Origin of the sequence: Streptomyces sp. NPDC001508 (genome assembly GCF_040298665.1) — a bacterium.
In the GTDB taxonomy this organism is placed as follows: Bacteria; Actinomycetota; Actinomycetes; order Streptomycetales; family Streptomycetaceae; genus Streptomyces.
The window spans coordinates 70,412-88,664 of record NZ_JBEPAP010000010.1 but is presented as its reverse complement, the minus strand read 5'-3'; the positions used below and the strand labels follow the sequence as shown (position 1 = coordinate 88,664).

The 18,253-nt window shown below is 71.5% G+C and carries 16 protein-coding genes; 1 reads left to right on the top strand and 15 read right to left on the bottom strand.

All coding sequences use genetic code 11. From position 1 onward, the window contains the following. Positions 1-36 precede the first annotated feature (36 nt). From carB to pyrR, 6 genes are all read right to left on the bottom strand, one after another. Positions 37-3,345, bottom strand: coding sequence for a carbamoyl-phosphate synthase large subunit (gene carB, locus ABT245_RS12525; protein ID WP_351732314.1), 3,309 nt, complete (start codon positions 3,343-3,345; stop codon positions 37-39). After that, positions 3,338-4,495, bottom strand: a complete 1,158-nt coding sequence (gene carA, locus ABT245_RS12520) for a glutamine-hydrolyzing carbamoyl-phosphate synthase small subunit (RefSeq protein WP_351732312.1) — start codon at positions 4,493-4,495, stop codon at positions 3,338-3,340. Before carA ends, carB begins: the two co-directional genes overlap by 8 nt. Beyond that, on the bottom strand, positions 4,492-5,139 hold the full coding sequence (locus ABT245_RS12515) for a PH-like domain-containing protein (protein WP_351732309.1): 648 nt from the start codon (positions 5,137-5,139) through the stop codon (positions 4,492-4,494). The genes carA and ABT245_RS12515 overlap by 4 nt, the downstream gene beginning before the upstream one ends. Then, positions 5,136-6,422 carry a dihydroorotase gene (locus tag ABT245_RS12510; RefSeq protein WP_351732307.1) on the bottom strand — a complete coding sequence of 429 codons (1,287 nt, stop codon included), beginning with the start codon at positions 6,420-6,422 and terminating at the stop codon, positions 5,136-5,138. The genes ABT245_RS12515 and ABT245_RS12510 overlap by 4 nt, the downstream gene beginning before the upstream one ends. Before the next feature lie 5 nt (positions 6,423-6,427). Next, on the bottom strand, positions 6,428-7,408 hold the full coding sequence (locus ABT245_RS12505) for an aspartate carbamoyltransferase catalytic subunit (RefSeq protein WP_351732305.1): 981 nt from the start codon (positions 7,406-7,408) through the stop codon (positions 6,428-6,430). 91 nt (positions 7,409-7,499) lie between these two features. Further along, positions 7,500-8,069, bottom strand: coding sequence for a bifunctional pyr operon transcriptional regulator/uracil phosphoribosyltransferase PyrR (pyrR, locus tag ABT245_RS12500; protein WP_351732302.1), 570 nt, complete (start codon positions 8,067-8,069; stop codon positions 7,500-7,502). 252 nt (positions 8,070-8,321) lie between these two features. Between pyrR and bldD the strand changes: the two genes are divergently transcribed. Then, entirely contained in the window at positions 8,322-8,825 is a 504-nt protein-coding gene (gene bldD / locus ABT245_RS12495; RefSeq protein ID WP_086170636.1) for a transcriptional regulator BldD, read from the top strand. 193 nt (positions 8,826-9,018) lie between these two features. On the opposite strand, the gene nusB is transcribed toward bldD, so the two are convergent. The 9 genes from nusB to mltG form a co-directional block, all read right to left on the bottom strand. Further along, the gene (gene nusB / locus ABT245_RS12490) at positions 9,019-9,447 is read right to left on the bottom strand and encodes a transcription antitermination factor NusB (RefSeq protein ID WP_351732299.1); all 429 of its coding nucleotides are present in this window, start codon (positions 9,445-9,447) and stop codon (positions 9,019-9,021) included. A 2-nt stretch (positions 9,448-9,449) separates the two neighbouring features. After that, entirely contained in the window at positions 9,450-10,016 is a 567-nt protein-coding gene (gene efp / locus ABT245_RS12485; RefSeq protein ID WP_351732297.1) for an elongation factor P, read from the bottom strand. A gap of 86 nt (positions 10,017-10,102) precedes the next feature. Beyond that, positions 10,103-11,209 (bottom strand): aminopeptidase P family protein, encoded by a 1,107-nt coding sequence (locus ABT245_RS12480; protein WP_351732295.1) that lies wholly within the window; start codon positions 11,207-11,209, stop codon positions 10,103-10,105. 149 nt (positions 11,210-11,358) lie between these two features. Continuing rightward, positions 11,359-12,267 (bottom strand): Pro-rich N-terminal domain-containing protein, encoded by a 909-nt coding sequence (locus ABT245_RS12475; RefSeq protein ID WP_351732292.1) that lies wholly within the window; start codon positions 12,265-12,267, stop codon positions 11,359-11,361. 187 nt (positions 12,268-12,454) lie between these two features. Beyond that, positions 12,455-13,546, bottom strand: coding sequence for a 3-dehydroquinate synthase (gene aroB / locus ABT245_RS12470; RefSeq protein ID WP_351732290.1), 1,092 nt, complete (start codon positions 13,544-13,546; stop codon positions 12,455-12,457). Beyond that, entirely contained in the window at positions 13,543-14,025 is a 483-nt protein-coding gene (locus ABT245_RS12465; protein ID WP_351732520.1) for a shikimate kinase, read from the bottom strand. The genes aroB and ABT245_RS12465 overlap by 4 nt, the downstream gene beginning before the upstream one ends. A 32-nt stretch (positions 14,026-14,057) precedes the next feature. Then, entirely contained in the window at positions 14,058-15,242 is a 1,185-nt protein-coding gene (aroC, locus tag ABT245_RS12460) for a chorismate synthase (RefSeq protein WP_351732287.1), read from the bottom strand. Between the two features lie 165 nt (positions 15,243-15,407). Continuing rightward, positions 15,408-16,241: a shikimate dehydrogenase gene (locus ABT245_RS12455; protein WP_351732285.1), complete on the bottom strand. Its 834-nt coding sequence runs from the start codon at positions 16,239-16,241 to the stop codon at positions 15,408-15,410. Positions 16,242-16,331: 90 nt separating this feature from the next. Beyond that, complete coding sequence (mltG, locus tag ABT245_RS12450) at positions 16,332-18,188, bottom strand: endolytic transglycosylase MltG (protein WP_351732282.1); 1,857 nt, start codon at positions 18,186-18,188, stop codon at positions 16,332-16,334. Positions 18,189-18,253 lie beyond the last annotated feature (65 nt).

The following is an 18,253-nucleotide window of genomic DNA, read 5'->3' as shown; positions in this document are numbered from 1 at the left end:
AGGGGGACACCGTTTCCGGTGTCCCCCTCGGGGCTGCTAGTCGCGGGCCGCGGTCAGGTGGTGCGCGTGTTCCTGGAGCGAGCGGACGCCCACGTCGCCGTGGGTGAGCGCGTCGATGCCCTGGACGGCCGCGGCGAGCGCCTGGACCGTCGTCAGACAGGGCACCGAGCGGGCCACCGCGGCCGTGCGGATCTCATAGCCGTCGAGGCGGCCGCCGGTGCCGTAGGGCGTGTTCACGATGAGGTCGACCTCCCCGTCGTGCACGAGCTGGACGATGGTCCGCTCGCCGTTCGGGCCGGTGCCCTCGGACTGCTTGCGCACGACCGTGGCGTTGATGCCGTTGCGCCTCAGGACCTCGGCGGTGCCGGAGGTGGCGAGCAGTTCGAAGCCGTGGGCGACCAGTTCCCGGGCCGGGAAGATCATGGAGCGCTTGTCGCGGTTGGCGACCGAGATGAACGCGCGGCCCTTGGTCGGCAGCGGCCCGTACGCACCCGCCTGCGACTTGGCGTACGCCGTGCCGAAGACGGAGTCGATGCCCATGACCTCGCCGGTGGAGCGCATCTCCGGGCCGAGCACGGTGTCCACGCCCCGGCCGTGGATGTCCCGGAAGCGCGACCAGGGCATGACGGCCTCCTTGACGGAGATCGGCGCGTCCAGCGGCAGTTCCCCGCCGTCGCTGTGCGCCGGGAGCAGCCCCTCGGCGCGCAGTTCGGCGACGCTCGCGCCGAGCGAGATCCGGGCGGCGGCCTTGGCCAGCGGCACCGCGGTCGCCTTCGAGGTGAAGGGGACCGTACGGGAGGCGCGCGGGTTGGCCTCCAGGACGTACAGGATGTCGCCGGCCAGCGCGAACTGGATGTTGATCAGGCCGCGTACGCCGACGCCCCGGGCGATCGCCTCCGTCGAGGCGCGCAGCCGCTTGATGTCGAAGCCGCCGAGGGTGATCGGCGGCAGCGCGCACGCCGAGTCGCCGGAGTGGATGCCGGCCTCCTCGATGTGCTCCATGACGCCGCCGAGGTACAGCTCCTCGCCGTCGTAGAGCGCGTCGACGTCGATCTCTATGGCGTCGTCGAGGAACCGGTCGACGAGCACCGGCCGGGAGGGGCTGATCTCGGTGGACTCGGCGATGTAGGAGGCGAGGCGGGTCTCGTCGTAGACGATCTCCATGCCGCGTCCGCCGAGGACGTACGAGGGACGCACCAGGACCGGGTAGCCGATCTCGTCGGCGATGGCCTTGGCCTCCGCGAAGGCGGTGGCCGTGCCGTGCTTCGGGGCCGGCAGGCCGGCCTCCGCGAGGACGCGGCCGAAGGCGCCGCGGTCCTCGGCGGCGTGGATGGCCTCGGGCGGGGTGCCCACGATCGGCACGCCGTTGTCCTTGAGCGCCTGCGCGAGGCCGAGCGGCGTCTGGCCGCCGAGCTGCACGATCACGCCCGCGATCGGGCCGGCCTGCGACTCCGCGTGGACGATCTCCAGCACGTCCTCCAGCGTCAGCGGCTCGAAGTAGAGGCGGTCGGAGGTGTCGTAGTCCGTGGAGACGGTCTCCGGGTTGCAGTTGACCATCACGGTCTCGTACCCGGCGTCGGACAGCGCGAAGGACGCGTGCACGCAGGAGTAGTCGAACTCGATGCCCTGGCCGATGCGGTTGGGTCCGGAGCCCAGGATGATCACCGCGGGCTTCTCGCGCGGCGCGACCTCGCTCTCCTCGTCGTAGGACGAGTAGAAGTACGGCGTCCGGGCGGCGAACTCGGCGGCGCAGGTGTCGACCGTCTTGTACACCGGGCGGATGCCGAGGGCGTGCCGCACCTCGCGGACGACGTCCTCGCGCAGCCCGCGGATCTCGCCGATCTGCTGGTCGGAGAAGCCGTGCCGCTTGGCCTCGGCCAGCAGGCCGGCGGTCAGCTCGGCGGCGGCGCCCAGCTCGTCAGCGATCTCCTTGATCAGGAAGAGCTGGTCCACGAACCACGGGTCGATCCGGGTGGCCTCGAAGACCTCCTCGGGCGTGGCGCCCGCGCGGATGGCCTGCATCACGGTGTTGATCCGGCCGTCCGTGGGACGCACGGACTGCGCGAGCAGGGCGGTCTTGTCGCCCGGTTCGCCGACGAACGTGAACTGGCTGCCCTTCTTCTCCAGCGAGCGCAGCGCCTTCTGGAAGGCCTCGGTGAAGTTGCGGCCGATGGCCATGGCCTCGCCGACCGACTTCATGGTGGTGGTCAGCGTGGAGTCGGCGCTCGGGAACTTCTCGAAGGCGAACCGCGGCGCCTTGACGACGACGTAGTCGAGGGTCGGTTCGAAGGAGGCCGGGGTCTCCTGGGTGATGTCGTTCGGGATCTCGTCGAGGGTGTAGCCGACGGCGAGCTTGGCCGCGATCTTGGCGATCGGGAAACCGGTCGCCTTGGAGGCCAGGGCCGACGAACGCGACACGCGCGGGTTCATCTCGATGACGATCACACGGCCGTCCTCGGGGTTCACCGCGAACTGGATGTTGCAGCCGCCGGTGTCCACGCCGACCTCGCGGATCACCGCTATGCCGATGTCGCGCAGGATCTGGTACTCGCGGTCGGTCAGGGTCATCGCCGGGGCGACGGTGATCGAGTCACCGGTGTGCACGCCCATGGGGTCGAAGTTCTCGATGGAGCAGACGACCACGACGTTGTCGTGTCTGTCGCGCATCAGCTCCAGCTCGTACTCCTTCCAGCCGAGGATCGACTCCTCCAGGAGCACCTCGGTGGTCGGGGACAGCGTGAGGCCCTGGCCGGCGATGCGGCGCAGTTCGTTCTCGTCGTGGGCGAAGCCGGAGCCGGCGCCGCCCATGGTGAAGGAGGGGCGGACGACGACCGGGTAGCCGCCCAGCTCGTCGACGCCGGCCAGCACCTCGTCCATGGAGTGGCAGATCACGGAGCGGGCGGACTCGCCGTGTCCGGTCTTGCGGCGGACCTCCGCCACGACCTCCTTGAACCGGTCGCGGTCCTCGCCCTTGTGGATGGCTTCCACATGGGCGCCGATCAGCTCGACGCCGTACTTCTCCAGGACGCCGTTGTCGTGCAGCGAGATCGCGGTGTTGAGGGCCGTCTGGCCGCCCAGGGTGGGCAGCAGGGCGTCGGGCCGCTCCTTGGCGATGATCTTCTCGACGAACTCCGGGGTGATCGGCTCGACATAGGTGGCGTCGGCGATCTCCGGGTCGGTCATGATCGTCGCCGGGTTGGAGTTGACGAGGACGACGCGTAGTCCCTCGGCCTTGAGCACCCGGCACGCCTGTGTACCGGAGTAGTCGAACTCGGCGGCCTGGCCGATGACGATCGGACCCGAGCCGATGACCAGGACGGACTGGATATCGGTGCGCTTAGGCACGCTGGCCCTCCATCAGGGATACGAAGCGGTCGAACAGGTAGGCGGCGTCGTGCGGGCCCGCTGCCGCTTCGGGGTGGTACTGGACGGAGAAGGCCGGCTGGTCGAGCAGGTGCAGCCCCTCCACGACGTCGTCGTTGAGGCAGACGTGGGACACCTCGGCGCGGCCGAAGGGCGTCTCGCTGACCCGGTCGAGCGGCGCGTCCACGGCGAAGCCGTGGTTGTGCGCGGTGACCTCCACCTTGCCGGTCGTACGGTCCTGCACCGGCTGGTTGATGCCCCGGTGGCCGTACTTGAGCTTGTAGGTGCCGAAGCCGAGGGCGCGGCCCAGGATCTGGTTGCCGAAGCAGATCCCGAACAGCGGCGTGCGCCGTTGAAGGACGGCGGTCATCAACGCGACCGGGCCGTCGGCGGTGGCCGGGTCGCCGGGCCCGTTGGAGAAGAACACGCCGTCGGGCGCGACGGCGTACACGTCCTCGGGGGTGGCGGTGGCGGGCAGCACATGGACCTCGATGCCCCGCTCGGCCATGCGGTGCGGGGTCATGCCCTTGATCCCGAGGTCGATCGCGGCGACGGTGAACCGTTTCTCGCCGATCGCCGGGACGACGTACGCCTCCTTGGTGGCGACCTCCTCGTAGAGGCTCGCGCCCTTCATGTGGGGCTGGGCCCGCACGCGCGCGAGGAGGTCGGCGTCGGCGGCGACCGCGTCGCCGGAGAAGACCCCGGCCCGCATGGAGCCGCGTTCGCGCAGATGGCGGGTGAGGGCTCGGGTGTCGATCCCGGAGATGCCGACGACGCCCTGCGCGTGCAGTTCGTCGTCCAGGGAGCGCTTGGCGCGCCAGTTCGACGGCACGCGCGCGGGGTCGCGCACCGCGTAGCCGGCCACCCAGATACGACGGGACTCGTCGTCCTCGTCGTTCCAGCCGGTGTTGCCGATCTGCGGGGCGGTCGCGACGACGATCTGGCGGTCGTACGACGGGTCGGTGAGGGTTTCCTGGTAGCCGGTCATGCCGGTGGCGAACACGGCTTCGCCGAAGGTCTCCCCCACGGCCCCGTAGGCGCGGCCGCGGAAGACCCGGCCGTCCTCCAGGACGAGTACCGCGGCAAGCACCTCTTTCCTCTGCGAGGCGTTCTCCTTCGTGGAGGTCGTCATCGTTCGGCGCCTTCCGTGCTGTCTGTCTTGATCATGGAGTTGATGGCGTCGACCCAGTCGCCGTGCTCGGCCGCGCGGTCGGAGCGGAAGCCGGAGTCGATCAGCCGGTCGCCGTGCGCCCAGGTCACCACGAGCAGGCCGCCCTCGGTGAGGACCTTGCCCGCGATGCCCTTGTCGAGCCGGGCCTCGCGCAGCGCGCCGGCGGGGACGAAGAAGTCGGCGGCCCCCGGGCGTACGACGTCCAGGCCCGCGTCCGTCAGCGTCAGCTCGGCCCTGCTGCGGGCGCCCAGGCCGTGCGCCACGATGCGGTCCAGCCACTGCCCGGCGGTGGTGGAGCCGTGGTAGCGGCCGCTCATCGTCAGTCCGGCCGGGCCCGGGTCGTGCGGCATTCCGGGCAGGGGCGGCTCGCCGCCTCCGTCGAGGGTGGCGGTGAGGGACGGTCGGGCGGGCAGCGGGGGCAGGTCGCCCTGGAGGTGGCCGCGCCACTTCCAGCCCTCGCGCATCAGCCAGTAGACGAGCGCCACGAAGAGGGCGAGTGCGACGAGCCAGCCGATCCGGGCGGCCCAGTCGGTGACCGGGGCCGACTTCTGTTCGGCGGCGAGCGCGGGCGCCATTCGGGCCGCGAGCAGTGGTGCAGGTGTCACGTGAGCTTCCCGTCGACGAGCGTGGCCTTGCCCCGCAGCCATGTGTGGGTGACACGGCCCGGCAGCTCGCGACCCTCGTACGGGGTGTTGCGGCTGCGCGAGGCGAAGACCGCGGGGTCCACCCGGCCACGGTATGCCGTGTCGACCAGGGTGAGGTTGGCGGGCTCGCCTGCCGAGACGGGACGGCCGTGGCCGGTGGCCCGGCCGATGCGGGCCGGGGCGGACGACATGCGCTCGGCGACGCCCGCCCAGTCCAGCAGACCGGTGTCGACCATGGTCTCCTGGACCACCGACAGCGCGGTCTCCAGGCCGACCATGCCCATGGCGGCCGCGGCCCACTCGCAGTCCTTGTCCTCGTGCGGGTGCGGGGCGTGGTCGGTCGCGACGATGTCGATCGTGCCGTCGGCGAGTGCCTCACGCAGGGCCCGTACGTCGCGCTCGGTGCGCAGCGGCGGGTTGACCTTGTAGACCGGGTCGTAGGAGCGCACCAGTTCGTCGGTGAGCAGCAGGTGGTGCGGGGTGACCTCGGCGGTGACGGCGATGCCGCGGGACTTGGCCCAGCGGACGATCTCCACCGAGCCCGCGGTGGACAGGTGGCAGATGTGGACGCGGGAGCCGACGTGCTCGGCGAGCAGCACGTCACGGGCGATGATCGATTCCTCGGCGACCGCGGGCCAGCCGCCCAGGCCCAGCTCGGCGGAGACGACGCCCTCGTTCATCTGGGCGCCCTCGGTCAGCCGCGGCTCCTGCGCGTGCTGGGCGACCACGCCGCCGAACGCCTTCACGTACTCCAGCGCGCGCCGCATGATCACGGCGTCGTCGACGCACTTGCCGTCGTCGGAGAAGACGGTGACGCCCGCGGCGGACTCGTGCATGGCGCCCAGTTCGGCGAGCTGCTTGCCTTCCAGGCCGACGGTGACGGCGCCGATCGGCTGTACGTCGCAGTAGCCGTGCTCCCGCCCGAGCCGGTAGACCTGCTCGACCACGCCCGCGGTGTCGGCGACCGGGAAGGTGTTGGCCATGGCGAACACGGCGGTGTAGCCGCCCGAGGCGGCTGCGCGGGTGCCGGTCAGCACGGTCTCGGAGTCCTCGCGGCCGGGCTCGCGCAGATGGGTGTGCAGATCGACGAGGCCGGGGAGCAGGACCCTCCCCGCGGCGTCGACGACCTCGGCGCCGTCGGCGTCGAGCCCGGTACCCACCGCGGCGATGGTCTCGCCGTCGATCAGCACGTCCTGCGGTACGCCGCCGAGCACCTCGGCACCACGGATCAGGATCTTGCTCACGGTTCTCACTTCTCCTCGGTGGTGCGGGCGTGGGGGACGGCGGGCTCGTTGCCGCCGAGCAGCAGGTAGAGCACGGCCATCCGGATGGACACTCCGTTGGCGACCTGTTCGACGGCGGTGCAGCGGTCGGAGTCGGCGACCTCGGCGGTGATCTCCATGCCGCGGACCATCGGGCCGGGGTGCATGACGATGGCGTGCTCGGGCATCCGCGCCATCCGGTCGGCGTCGAGGCCGTAGCGCCGGGCGTACTCGCGCTCGGTCGGGAAGAAGGCGGCGCTCATCCGCTCCCGCTGTACCCGCAGCATCATCACCGCGTTGGACTTGGGCAGCGTGGCGTCGAGGTCGTAGGAGACCTCGCAGGGCCATGCCTCGATGCCGACCGGCAGCAGGGTGGGCGGGGCGACCAGGGTGACCTCGGCGCCCAGGGTGTGCAGCAGGTCGACGTTGGAGCGGGCGACGCGGCTGTGCAGGACGTCACCGACGACGGTGATGCGCCGGCCGGCGAGGTCCCGGCCGAGGCCGGCGTCCCGGCCGACCAGCCGGCGGCGCATGGTGAACGCGTCGAGCAGCGCCTGGGTGGGGTGCTGGTGGGTGCCGTCGCCGGCGTTGATCACGGCGGCGTCGATCCAGCCGGAGTTGGCCAGGCGGTAGGGGGCGCCGGAGGCGCCGTGCCGGATGACGACCGCGTCGACGCCCATGGCCTCCAGGGTCTGTGCGGTGTCCTTCAGGGACTCGCCCTTGGAGACGCTGGACCCCTTGGCGGTGAAGTTGATGACGTCCGCGGACAGCCGCTTCTCGGCGGCCTCGAAGGAGATGCGGGTGCGGGTGGAGTCCTCGAAGAAGAGGTTGACGATCGTCCGGCCGCGCAGGGTCGGCAGCTTTTTGATCGGCCGGTCGGCGACCCGGGCCATCTCCTCGGCGGTGTCGAGGATCAGGACGGCGTCGTCGCGGGTGAGGTCGGCGGCCGAGATGAGATGGCGCTGCATCTGTCAGGCTCCGTAAGGCAGTTCAGGTATCGGGAGAATCCGGGCAGGCGTGGGCGCGGTGACGCGGCGCACGGTGGCGCGCGTCGGCGTGCTACCGATCGCCCGGGGCGGCCTGCTGGGCGCCGAGCAGCACGGTGTCGCGGCCGTCCTCCTCGGTGAGCTGGACCTTGACCGTCTCCCGCAGCGACGTGGGGAGGTTCTTGCCGACGTAGTCGGCGCGGATGGGCAGCTCGCGGTGGCCGCGGTCGACGAGGACCGCGAGCTGCACGGCACGCGGGCGCCCGATGTCGCCCAGGGCGTCGAGGGCGGCGCGGATGGTGCGGCCGGAGAAGAGCACGTCGTCTACGAGGACGACCAGCCGCCCGTCGATGCCGTCACCGGGGATGTCGGTACGGGCCAGCGCCCGCGGCGGGTGCAGGCGCAGGTCGTCGCGGTACATCGTGATGTCGAGCGAGCCGGCCGGAACCTTGCGGTCGGTGATCTCGGCGAGCTTGGCGGCGAGCCGCTGGGCGAGGAAGACGCCCCGGGTCGGAATGCCGAGGAGCACCACGTCGTCGGCGCCCTTGGCGCGCTCGACGATCTCGTGGGCGATGCGGGTCAACACCCGCGCGATGTCGGCCCCTTCGAGCACGGGCCGGGCATCGGACGCTTGCATGTCCATACGAAACGGACCTCCTTCTCCGCCTCACGGGACGGACCTTAAAGGACGTCGGAATTGCGCCATCCACCGTAGCAGGTCGTCCGAGCACCCCGGTCACCCGATTGGCGCAGTCGTTCGCCGGCACCACGGAAGAGTCGGTGTGGACCATTCGGCTTGACGCAGAAGTGTCACGCTGCGTAACCTCACAGTGAGTTACCAGCCGCGCGGCGGGAATCGCAGCCGGCCGCGTCGACACAGTGTCCGGGGAGCTATATGTCCAGCGAATACGCCAAACAGCTCGGGGCCAAGCTCCGGGCCATCCGCACCCAGCAGGGCCTTTCCCTCCACGGTGTCGAGGAGAAGTCCCAGGGCCGCTGGAAGGCAGTCGTCGTCGGCTCGTACGAGCGTGGCGACCGCGCCGTGACCGTGCAGCGCCTCGCGGAGCTGGCGGACTTCTATGGCGTTCCCGTGCAGGAACTGCTGCCCGGCACGACCCCGGGCGGCGCCGCCGAGCCGCCGCCGAAGCTGGTCCTGGACCTGGAGCGGCTGGCCACGGTGCCGGCCGAGAAGGCGGGTCCCCTGCAGCGCTACGCGGCGACGATCCAGTCGCAGCGCGGCGACTACAACGGCAAGGTGCTGTCGATCCGCCAGGACGACCTGCGCACACTCGCCGTCATCTACGACCAGTCGCCGTCCGTCCTCACCGAGCAGCTGATCAGCTGGGGTGTGCTGGACGCGGACGCGCGCCGTGCCGTGGCCACCCACGAGGAGAGCTGAGCCGCCGGACGACTCAGCAGAAACGTGCCGCCGGGGTGGCCGGAACCTGATGGTTCCGGCCACCCCGGCGGTTTTTCCTGTCGTACGACCTCACAAGAGGGCGCGGCAACCTGCGTGAGCGCCCCGAGGAGCGCCGTAGCCGCCCCTCTGCCGCCCTCCCGCGGCGCCCCCGCGGCTGCGGGTGTGGGCCGGGCTAATCGCGCCGCAGCGAGGGCTTCAGCTCCTTCAGCCGGCCGAGCAGCCCGTTGACGAACGCGGGCGACTCGTCCGTGGAGAACTCCTTGGCCAGCTGCACCATCTCGTCCAGGACGACGGCGTCCGGGGTCTCGTCGCCCCAGATCAGCTCATGGGCGCCGAGCCGCAGGATGTTGCGGTCCACGACCGGCATCCGGTCGAGCGTCCAGCCGACCGAGTACTGGGCGATCAGCTCGTCGATGCGCTCCGCGTGCTCCGCGTAGCCCTCGACCAGCTGCATCGTGTACTCGCTCACCGGTGGCTGCCGGGGGTCGGTCCGCGAGAGCCGGATCCAGTCCGCGAGGACCGTCAGGACCCCGGCAGCGCGCTGGTCGGCCTCGAAGAGGATCTGGAAGGCACGTTTGCGGGCCGTGTTGCGGGCAGCCACGGTTAGCTGTTCACCCGGCCGAGGTAGTCGCTCGTGCGGGTGTCGACCTTGATCTTCTCACCGGTGGTGATGAAGAGCGGGACCTGGATCTGGTGGCCGGTCTCCAGCGTGGCGGGCTTGGTGCCGCCGGTGGAGCGGTCGCCCTGGACGCCGGGCTCGGTCTCCTGGATGGTCAGCTCGACGGCGGCGGGCAGCTCCACGAAGAGCACCTCGCCCTCGTGCTGGGCGACGGTGGCCTCGAAACCCTCGATCAGGAAGTTGGCGGCGTCGCCGACGACCTTGCGGTCGATGTGCAGCTGGTCGTAGGTCTCCAGGTCCATGAAGACGAAGTAGTCGCCGTCCATGTACGAGAACTGCATGTCGCGCTTGTCGACAGTGGCCGTCTCGACCTTGACACCGGCGTTGAAGGTCTTGTCGACGACCTTGCCGGAGAGCACGTTCTTGAGCTTGGTACGCACGAATGCCGGGCCCTTGCCGGGCTTGACGTGCTGGAACTCGACGACGGACCAGAGCTGGCCGCCTTCGAGCTTGAGCACCAGGCCGTTCTTGAGGTCGTTCGTGGAAGCCACGGTTGCGGAATCTCCTGGACTGACGTGGACGACCCCGGGGCACGAACCGAGCGTCGCCGGGACGTGCCTGCACCTCCCTGCGTTCGCTACAGCGCGAGCAGCTCCTTGGTCGTGATGGTGAGTAGCTCGGGTCCGCCGTCCGCCTCGGGGCGCACGACGAGCGTGTCATCGATCCGGACACCGCCCCGTCCCGGGAGGTGGACCCCCGGTTCGACGGTGACCGGCACGCAAGCGTCCAGTTTACCCATGACGGCGGGGCCCAACTGAGGGTCCTCGTCGATTTCGAGTCCGACACCGTGTCCGGTGACGGGGGGCAGGCCCTCGCCGTAGCCCGCGGAGTCCAGCACCTGGCGGGCGGCGCGGTCCACGTCGCGGAACGCGGCGCCGGGCGCCAGCGCCTCCCGGCCGGCGCGCTGGGCGGCGAAGACCAGGTCGTACAGCTCGACCTGCCAGTCGGCGGGGGACGTGCCGATGACGAAGGTACGGCCGATCTCGCAGCGATAGCCCCGGTACGCGGCGCCCAGGCAGACGGAGAGGAAGTCGCCCTCCTCGACCCGCCGGTCGGTGGGGCGGTGACCGCGGCGCCCGGAGTGGGGTCCGGTGGCCACGGAGGTCAAGAACGCGGGTCCGTCGGCGCCGTGGTCGACCAGGCGCCGCTCCAGCTCCAGCGCGAGGTGCCGCTCGGTGCGGCCCACCAGGATCGACTCCAGCAGCTCGCCGAGGGCCTGGTCGGCGATCTCCGCGCCGATCCGCAGAAAGGAGATCTCCTCCTCGTCCTTGACGACCCGCAGCTGCTCGACGGCCGTGCCGAGATCGGTGAGGCGCACACCGGGGGCGACGCAGGCGGCGGCCCGGTAGCGGGCCATGGTGAGGTGGTGTTCCTCGACCGCGAGGGTGTCGGCCCCCTGGCCGGCGGCGAGACCCGCGGCGGCCACGGCCGGGTCACCGCCGGGCATGGGCAGGACGTGCACGCGCAGGTGCTCGTCCGGCCGCCCCTCGGTGGGGCGGTCGTCGGGCGGCTCGGCGCACACCAGCAGGTCCTCGCTGCTGCCGAGGAGCATGACCGCGCCCTGCGGGGCGGCGCCCGCCAGATAGCGCACATTGGCGGGGCGGGTGACAAGCGCCGCCGCGGTGCCGGCCGCGGTGCAGCGCTCCCTCAGCCGGGAGCGGCGGTTCGCGTACACCTCTGACATGAGTCGAGCCTAGAAGCGGTGACCGGATTGTGCCGGTTGGGAGGCTGCCGTTCGAGGGATCGAGGGGGCGCGCACGGCCGTGTGCCGGGTCCGGGCGGGGCGGCGCGCAGCCGGTCCTCGGGCGTCGGCGGAGGGTGCGCCCGTCCTGGTCACCAGGTGGGCGGGCTCGCTATCGCCCTGGCCAGGACGTCGTTCAGGACGCGGGCGGTGCCGGGCACGTCCAGCTGGGAATTGTCGATGATCGGCAGCCCCGAGCCGTACCACCCGGCCATGCGGCCGTGGATGCGGGCGACCTCCTCGTCGGTCAGCCTGCGGTTGCCGGTGCGTTCGGCGTTGCGCTCCAGGACGATGTCGAGGCCGGGCAGCAGCACGACCGGGAGCAGGCCGGGGCCGACGTGCCGCTTCCAGCCGCCGAGGCCCACCACCGGGCGGTCCGGGAAGACGGCGTCGTCGAGGATGCAGGAGATGCCGTTGGCCAGGAAGTTGCGCGCGGCGAAACCGCAGGTGCGGCGGGCCAGCCGGTACTGCGCCTCGGAGTGGTCGTTCCAGCCGGTCTGCGGGTCGGCGAAGCCGGAGCGTACCCATTCGCGTACGTCGTCGAGGCTGATGTGGGCGGTGGGGACCCGCCGGTGGTCCGCCCAGTACTTGGCGACGCTCGTCTTGCCCGCGCCCGCGGGTCCGATCAGCAGCACGGCCAGCGTCGTGCTGGTCGCATCCGGCGCGGTGGCGGTGGCGGGCGGTGTGCTGGGCGCGGGGACGGGGCCGCCGGGTGGCAGCGGCACATGCCCGGTGCTGTCCGGCACCGGCGGGGCGGGCGGGGCAGGCGTGTGCCGCGGGGGCGCGGGCGGGGCAGGGGTGTGCCGCGGGGGCGCGGGCGGCACCGGTCCCGCGGGGGCGCCGGCGCCGGTGAAGCCCGGCACGGGTGGCGGCGGGGGCACGGATGCGGGACCCTGGTGGGCTCCCGCGCCCGGGTGGTGTGCGGCCGGCGACCAGCCGGCGGCCGGTTCCTGCCCCGGCTGGTGGGGCGGCGGCAGCGGTGACCCCACTGCGTGCTGCATCCGGTGCCACTCCGTCTCGTTCTTCTCGGGCTCGGTCCGCCGCTGGCCCTGGACGCCGACCGCGGAGTGCGAGCCCCCGCTCGCTACCGAACGGTACCGTCCCCGGCCGTCGTTTGGTGAAACGGCCGGGGACGGTGCGAAGTGCCCGCTGCGTATGGCGAATCGGGCGGACGGAGCGCGGGCGGACCTACTGCCCCACTTCTCCGTAGGCGGCGAGCAGCACGGCCGGGTCCGGTCCCTCCAGGACGGTGGGCTTGGCGAGCCCGTCAAGGACGATGAAGCGCAGCAGGTCGCCACGGGACTTCTTGTCGACCCTCATCGTCTCCAGCAGCTTGGGCCACTGGTCGTGCCGGTAGTGCAGGGGCAGCCCGACCGACTCCAGGACGGTGCGGTGGCGGTCGGCGGTCGCGTCGTCCAACCGGCCCGCGAGACGGCCGAGTTCGGCGGCGAAGTGCATGCCCACGGCCACGGCCGCGCCGTGCCGCCACTGGTAGCGTTCGTTCTTCTCGATGGCGTGGGCGAGCGTATGGCCGTAGTTGAGGATCTCCCGCGGGCCGGACTCCTTCAGGTCGGCGGAGACCACCTCCGCCTTCACCCGGATCGACCGCTCGATCAGTTCGGCCGTGTGCGGGCCGGCCGGGGTGCGCGCGGCCTCGGGGTCCGACTCGATGAGGTCCAGGATGACCGGGTCGGCGATGAATCCGGCCTTGATGATCTCGGCGAGGCCGGAGACGTAGTCGTGCACGGGCAGTGTCTCCAGCGCGGCGAGGTCGCACAGCACGCCCGCGGGCGGGTGGAAGGCGCCGACGAGGTTCTTGCCCTCGGCCGTGTTGATGCCGGTCTTGCCGCCGACCGCCGCGTCCACCATGGCCAGCACGGTCGTCGGTACGGCGATCCAGCGGACGCCGCGCAGCCAGGTCGCGGCGACGAATCCGGCGAGGTCGGTGGTCGCGCCGCCGCCCACGCCGACGATGACGTCGGTGCGGGTGAACCCGGACTGGCCGAGCGCCTTCCAGCAGTAGGCGGCGACCTCGGCGGTCTTGGCCTCCTCCGCGTTCGGCACCTGGACGGCGATCGCCTCGTAGCCCTGCTCGGCGAGGTCGGCGCGGAGCGCGTCCCCGGTCTCGGCCAGCGCTTCGGGGTGGACGACCGCGACCCGCTTGGCCCGCGGTCCCACCAGATGGGGCAGTTCGCCCAGGAGCCGGCGGCCGACCAGGACCTCGTAGGGTTCGGTGCCCGCTGTGCCGCCGACCTGGATCCGCGTCACCGTCTCGCTCATGCTTTCTTCAACTCCAGTGCGTCCAGGGCTTCTTGGGTGACCTCTTCGGGCGTGCGGCCGTCGGTGGCCACGACCGCGGTGGCGACCTCCTCGTACAGGTGCCGGCGCGCCTCCATCAACTCCCGCCACTGCCGGCGCGGGTTGACCGCCAGCAGCGGCCGGGCCACGTTCAGACCGGTGCGCCTGACCGCCTCCTCCACGTCCATGGAAAGGTAGACCACCCGGTGCCCGGACAGCAGAGCGCGGGTGTCCGCATCGAGGATCGCGCCGCCGCCCAGCGCCAGCACGCCTGCGTGCTCGGCGAGCGCGGTGTGCACCGCCCGCTTCTCGATCGCGCGGAACGCGGCCTCGCCCTCGTCCACGAAGATCTCGGCGATGGTCCGCCCCTCGGCGGCCACGATGTCCTCGTCGGTGTCCCGGTAGGGCACGCCGAGCCGGACGGCCAGCAGTTCCCCGACGGTGGACTTGCCCACCCCCATCGGCCCCACGAGCACGACCGCAGGCACGGCGCTCACCGGATCGTGAGGCTGTCGAGGTAGGAACGCACATTGCGACGGGTCTCCGGCACGCTGTCGCCGCCGAACTTCTCCGCGACCGCGTCCGCGAGCACCAGGGCGACCATCGCCTCCGCGACGATCCCCGCGGCCGGCACCGCGCACACATCCGACCGCTGGTGGTGCGCCCGGGCCGGCTCGCCGGTGGCCACGTCGACGGTGGCGAGGGCGCGCGGCACCGTCGCGATCGGCTTCATCGCCGCCCGCACCCGCAGCAGCTCACCCGTCGACAGCCCGCCCTCGGTCCCGCCGGAGCGGCCCGACGCACGCCGGATGCCGTCCGGCGTGGTCACGATCTCGTCATGCGCCTTGGACCCCGGCACCCGCGCCAGGTCGAACCCGTCACCCAGTTCGACGCCCTTGATCGCCTGGATGCCCATCAGCGCCGCGGCCAGCCGCGCGTCCAGCTTCCGGTCCCAGTGCACATGCGAACCGAGCCCCACCGGCACCCCGTAGGCCAGCACCTCGACCACACCGCCGAGCGTGTCCCCGTCCTTGCGGGCCTGGTCGATCTCCGCGACCATCGCCTTCGACGCGTCCGCGTCCAGGCAGCGCACCGGGTCGGCGTCCAGCCGCTCGACATCGGCGGGCGTCGGGTACAGGCCGTACGGCGCCTTCGCCGCCGCCAGTTCCACGACGTGGCTGACGACCTCGATCCCCGCGGTCTCCTTCAGATACGACCTGGCCACCGCGCCGAGCGCCACCCGCGCCGCGGTCTCCCGCGCCGAGGCCCGCTCCAGGATCGGCCGGGCCTCGTCGAACCCGTACTTCTGCATCCCCGCCAGATCGGCGTGCCCCGGACGGGGCCGGGTCAGCGGCGCGTTGCGGGCCAGCCCCTCCAGCACCTGCGGATCCACCGGATCGGCCGCCATGACCTGCTCCCACTTCGGCCATTCCGTGTTGCCCACCATGACCGCCACCGGCGAGCCCATCGTCAGCCCGTGCCGCACCCCGCCGAGGAACGTGACCTCGTCCCGCTCGAACGACATCCGAGCGCCCCGCCCGTACCCGAGCCGCCGCCGGGCCAGCTGGTCCGCCACCATCTCCGTGGTGATCGGCACGCCGGCGGGAAGGCCCTCCAGCGTCGCGACGAGTGCGGGACCGTGGGACTCCCCCGCGGTCAGCCAACGCAGCCTGCTCAACGGTGCTCCTCTGGGATCGCGCCCTGGTACTGCCCTGCGTACGCGTGTCCTCGCGTACGGCGACGGCGTGAGCGGGTGCGCGGCCCCGGTCCGCCGTCTCCGATCCTCCCACGTCCGTCCCCGCGCAAGGCCGCCGGTCCAGCAGGCGGACGACGCATGGACGGATCAGCGTGCGGCGAGGGCCCTCTCCCCCGCGCGGCGCATGGCCTCCAGCGGGGCCGGTGCGCGGCCGGTCATCTGCTCGACCTGGAGCACGGCCTGGTGGACGAGCAGGTCGAGGCCGCCGACGACGGCCCCGCCGACCATGGACCAGCGGGCCGCGAGGGCGGTCGGCCAGGGCTCGTAGAGCACGTCGAAGAGGGTGCCGGGCCGCTCCGGTACGCCGGTGGCGAGCGCGTCGGTGGTGCCCGCCGGCGTGGTGGCGACGACCAGCGGGGCGTACAGCGCCTCGGCGGCGTCGGCCCAGTTTGCGGTGCGGACCTCGACGTCGAGCCGTTCGCCCCACTGCCGCATCTCGGCGGCCCGGGCCGTGCTGCGGACGTAGGCGACGACCTCGCCGGTGCAGATCCGCGCCAGGGCGGCGAGCGCGGAGGAGGCGGTGGCGCCGGCGCCGAGGATCGCGGCGGAGCCGACCTGTTCGATGCCGTGCTCGCGCAGCGCGGCCACCATGCCCGGGATGTCGGTGTTGTCGCCGACGCGACGGCCGTCCTCGGTGCACACGACCGTGTTGACGGCGTCGACCGAGGCGGCCGTCTCGCTGATCTCATCGACCAGCGGGATGACCGCGCGCTTGAGCGGCATGGTCAGCGACAGCCCCGCCCACTCGGGGCCAAGCCGCGCGAAGAAGCCGGGCAGCCCGGCCTCGTCGACCTCGAAGCGCTCGTACACCCAGTCGGTGAGCTGGAGTTCGGCGTACGCGGCGCGGTGCAGCACCGGGGAGAGCGAATGCGCGATGGGGGATCCGAGCACGGCGGCCCGCTTGTACCGAACGTTGTCCATCACCGCTCCGCCGCTCTTCACCGACCCGATGTGCATCGGGCTGCAACGGTACCGGAGCCGCCCGCGGCCGAGCGCGGCGGGCGGGCGGTGTCAGCGGCCGTTGTTGGCGTTGAACTTGTCCTTCAGTTTCTGGAACTCGTCGAAGGTCTTGGCGAATTCCGTGTTGCTCTCGCCGTCGGTGGCCACGAAGTAGATCCAGCCGTCGTGGGTCGGATTGAGCGTGGCCTTCAGGGCGTCGTCGCTCGGGTTTCCGATCGGGCCGGGCGGCAGGCCCGCGTTGGTGTAGGTGTTGTACGGGTCCTTGTTGCTGTGGATCTCGGACTCGCTGATGTGGATATTGCTCTGGCCCTTCAGGTAGTTGTACGTCGAGTCGAACTGCAGCAGTCGGTTGGTCTCGGTGTTCGTGGGCTTGAGACGGTTGTAGATCACTTCCGCCATCTTGCGGAAGTCGTCGTGCGTCTTGCCCTCGGCCTGGACCAGGCTCGCGACGGTGACGAGCTGGAAGGGGTCGGCCAGGTCGAGTTCCTTGGCCTTGGCCTCAAGGCCGTAGCCGGCGTACTTCTGCTTGGCCTGGGTGACCATCTGCTTCAGGACGGTGTCGGGCTTCATGCCCTTGGCGGCCGGGTAGGTGCCGGGGAAGAGGAAGCCCTCCAGCGGGTCCCGGATCCGGCTGTTGTTCTGCGCCCAGCTCGGCATCCCGAGCTTCTTGTACTCCTTCTGGGCGGTCTTTTGCGTGGTGCCCGACGCGAGGCCGAGTTGTTTGTCGATCGCCTGGTACACCTGGGCATTGCGTTCACCCGGTTTGACCAGCACATTACTCTGGCTCGTCGGATCGAGCATCAATTTCACCGCGCTGGCACCGGACATCTCTTTCTTCAGCACATAGGCGCCGGCCTGGATCGTGCCGCCCTCGGGGTTCTGCGTCTGGGCGGAGACGAACGCGTCGACGCTCTTGACGACACCGGCGTCCTTCAGCCGTCGTCCGATCTCGTAACCGCCCGCGCCTTTGGGGATTTCCACGGTCACGGTTTCGTTCGTGCCGTTGCCCGCGTAGTCCGGGGCCGCGCCGAAACGGTTTTGGTAGAACTTCAATCCGAAGTATCCGACCCCGCCGAGGCCGCCGCCGAAGACCAGGACGACCACCATGCACGCGCAGCCGTTGCGCCGTTTCTTGGCTCCTTTGCCGCCCTTCGCGCCCTTGCCCCTGCGGTCGCCGCGCCCGCGCCGCGCCGCCGGGTCGTGGTCGAGGTCGTCGTCGGCGTCGTCATCGCCGCCGCCCGCGAAGAACGCGTGCTCGCCCTGGTCCGGGCCGGGGTCCCAGTCGGTCTCGGGCTCCGGCTCGGGTCGTCTGCGGCCGGGCGGCCGCGGCGGCGGATAGGCGTCGGGGGTGCCGTAGAGGTCGGGCTGCTCCGCGCCGTACGCCACGGGCTGCTGGCCGTAGGGGTCACCGGGGTCGGCGGCGTACGGCACATGGCCATGGGTGCCGGTGGCGTCCCAGCCGCCCTGCGGGTACTGCGGCTGGGACTGCGCCGGGTACTGCTGCTGGTCGTGCCCGGTGTACTGCTGCTGGCCGTGACCGGCGTAGTGCTGCTGGCCGTGACCGGCGTAGTGCTGCTGGCCGTGACCGGCGTAGTGCTGCTGATCGTGACCCGTGGGGTGTTGCTGGTGGCCGTTGTAGTGCTCGTCGCCCTGCTGTGCGTACTGCTGGTGGCCCTGTTCGCCGTAGTGCGGGTACTGCTGCCGGCCGTACTGGTCGTACTCGGACTGCTGCTGGTGCCAGCCGTCGTACTGCGGCTGCTGCGACTGCTGCGGATGGTGCTGGGGCAGGCCGCCGTAGGGGGCCTGCTGACCCGCCTGGGTCTGCTGGCCTCCCCATCCGCCGTCCCCGTTCAACGGGTCCTCCGGATGCCACGGTTCGGGGCCTGGGCCCCGGCCATACTCAGTCATCGATCCCCTAGAGCCGCGAGGCGGCGGTCACGCGGCTGCCGTCGGTTCCCGTTCCGCCTCTTGCT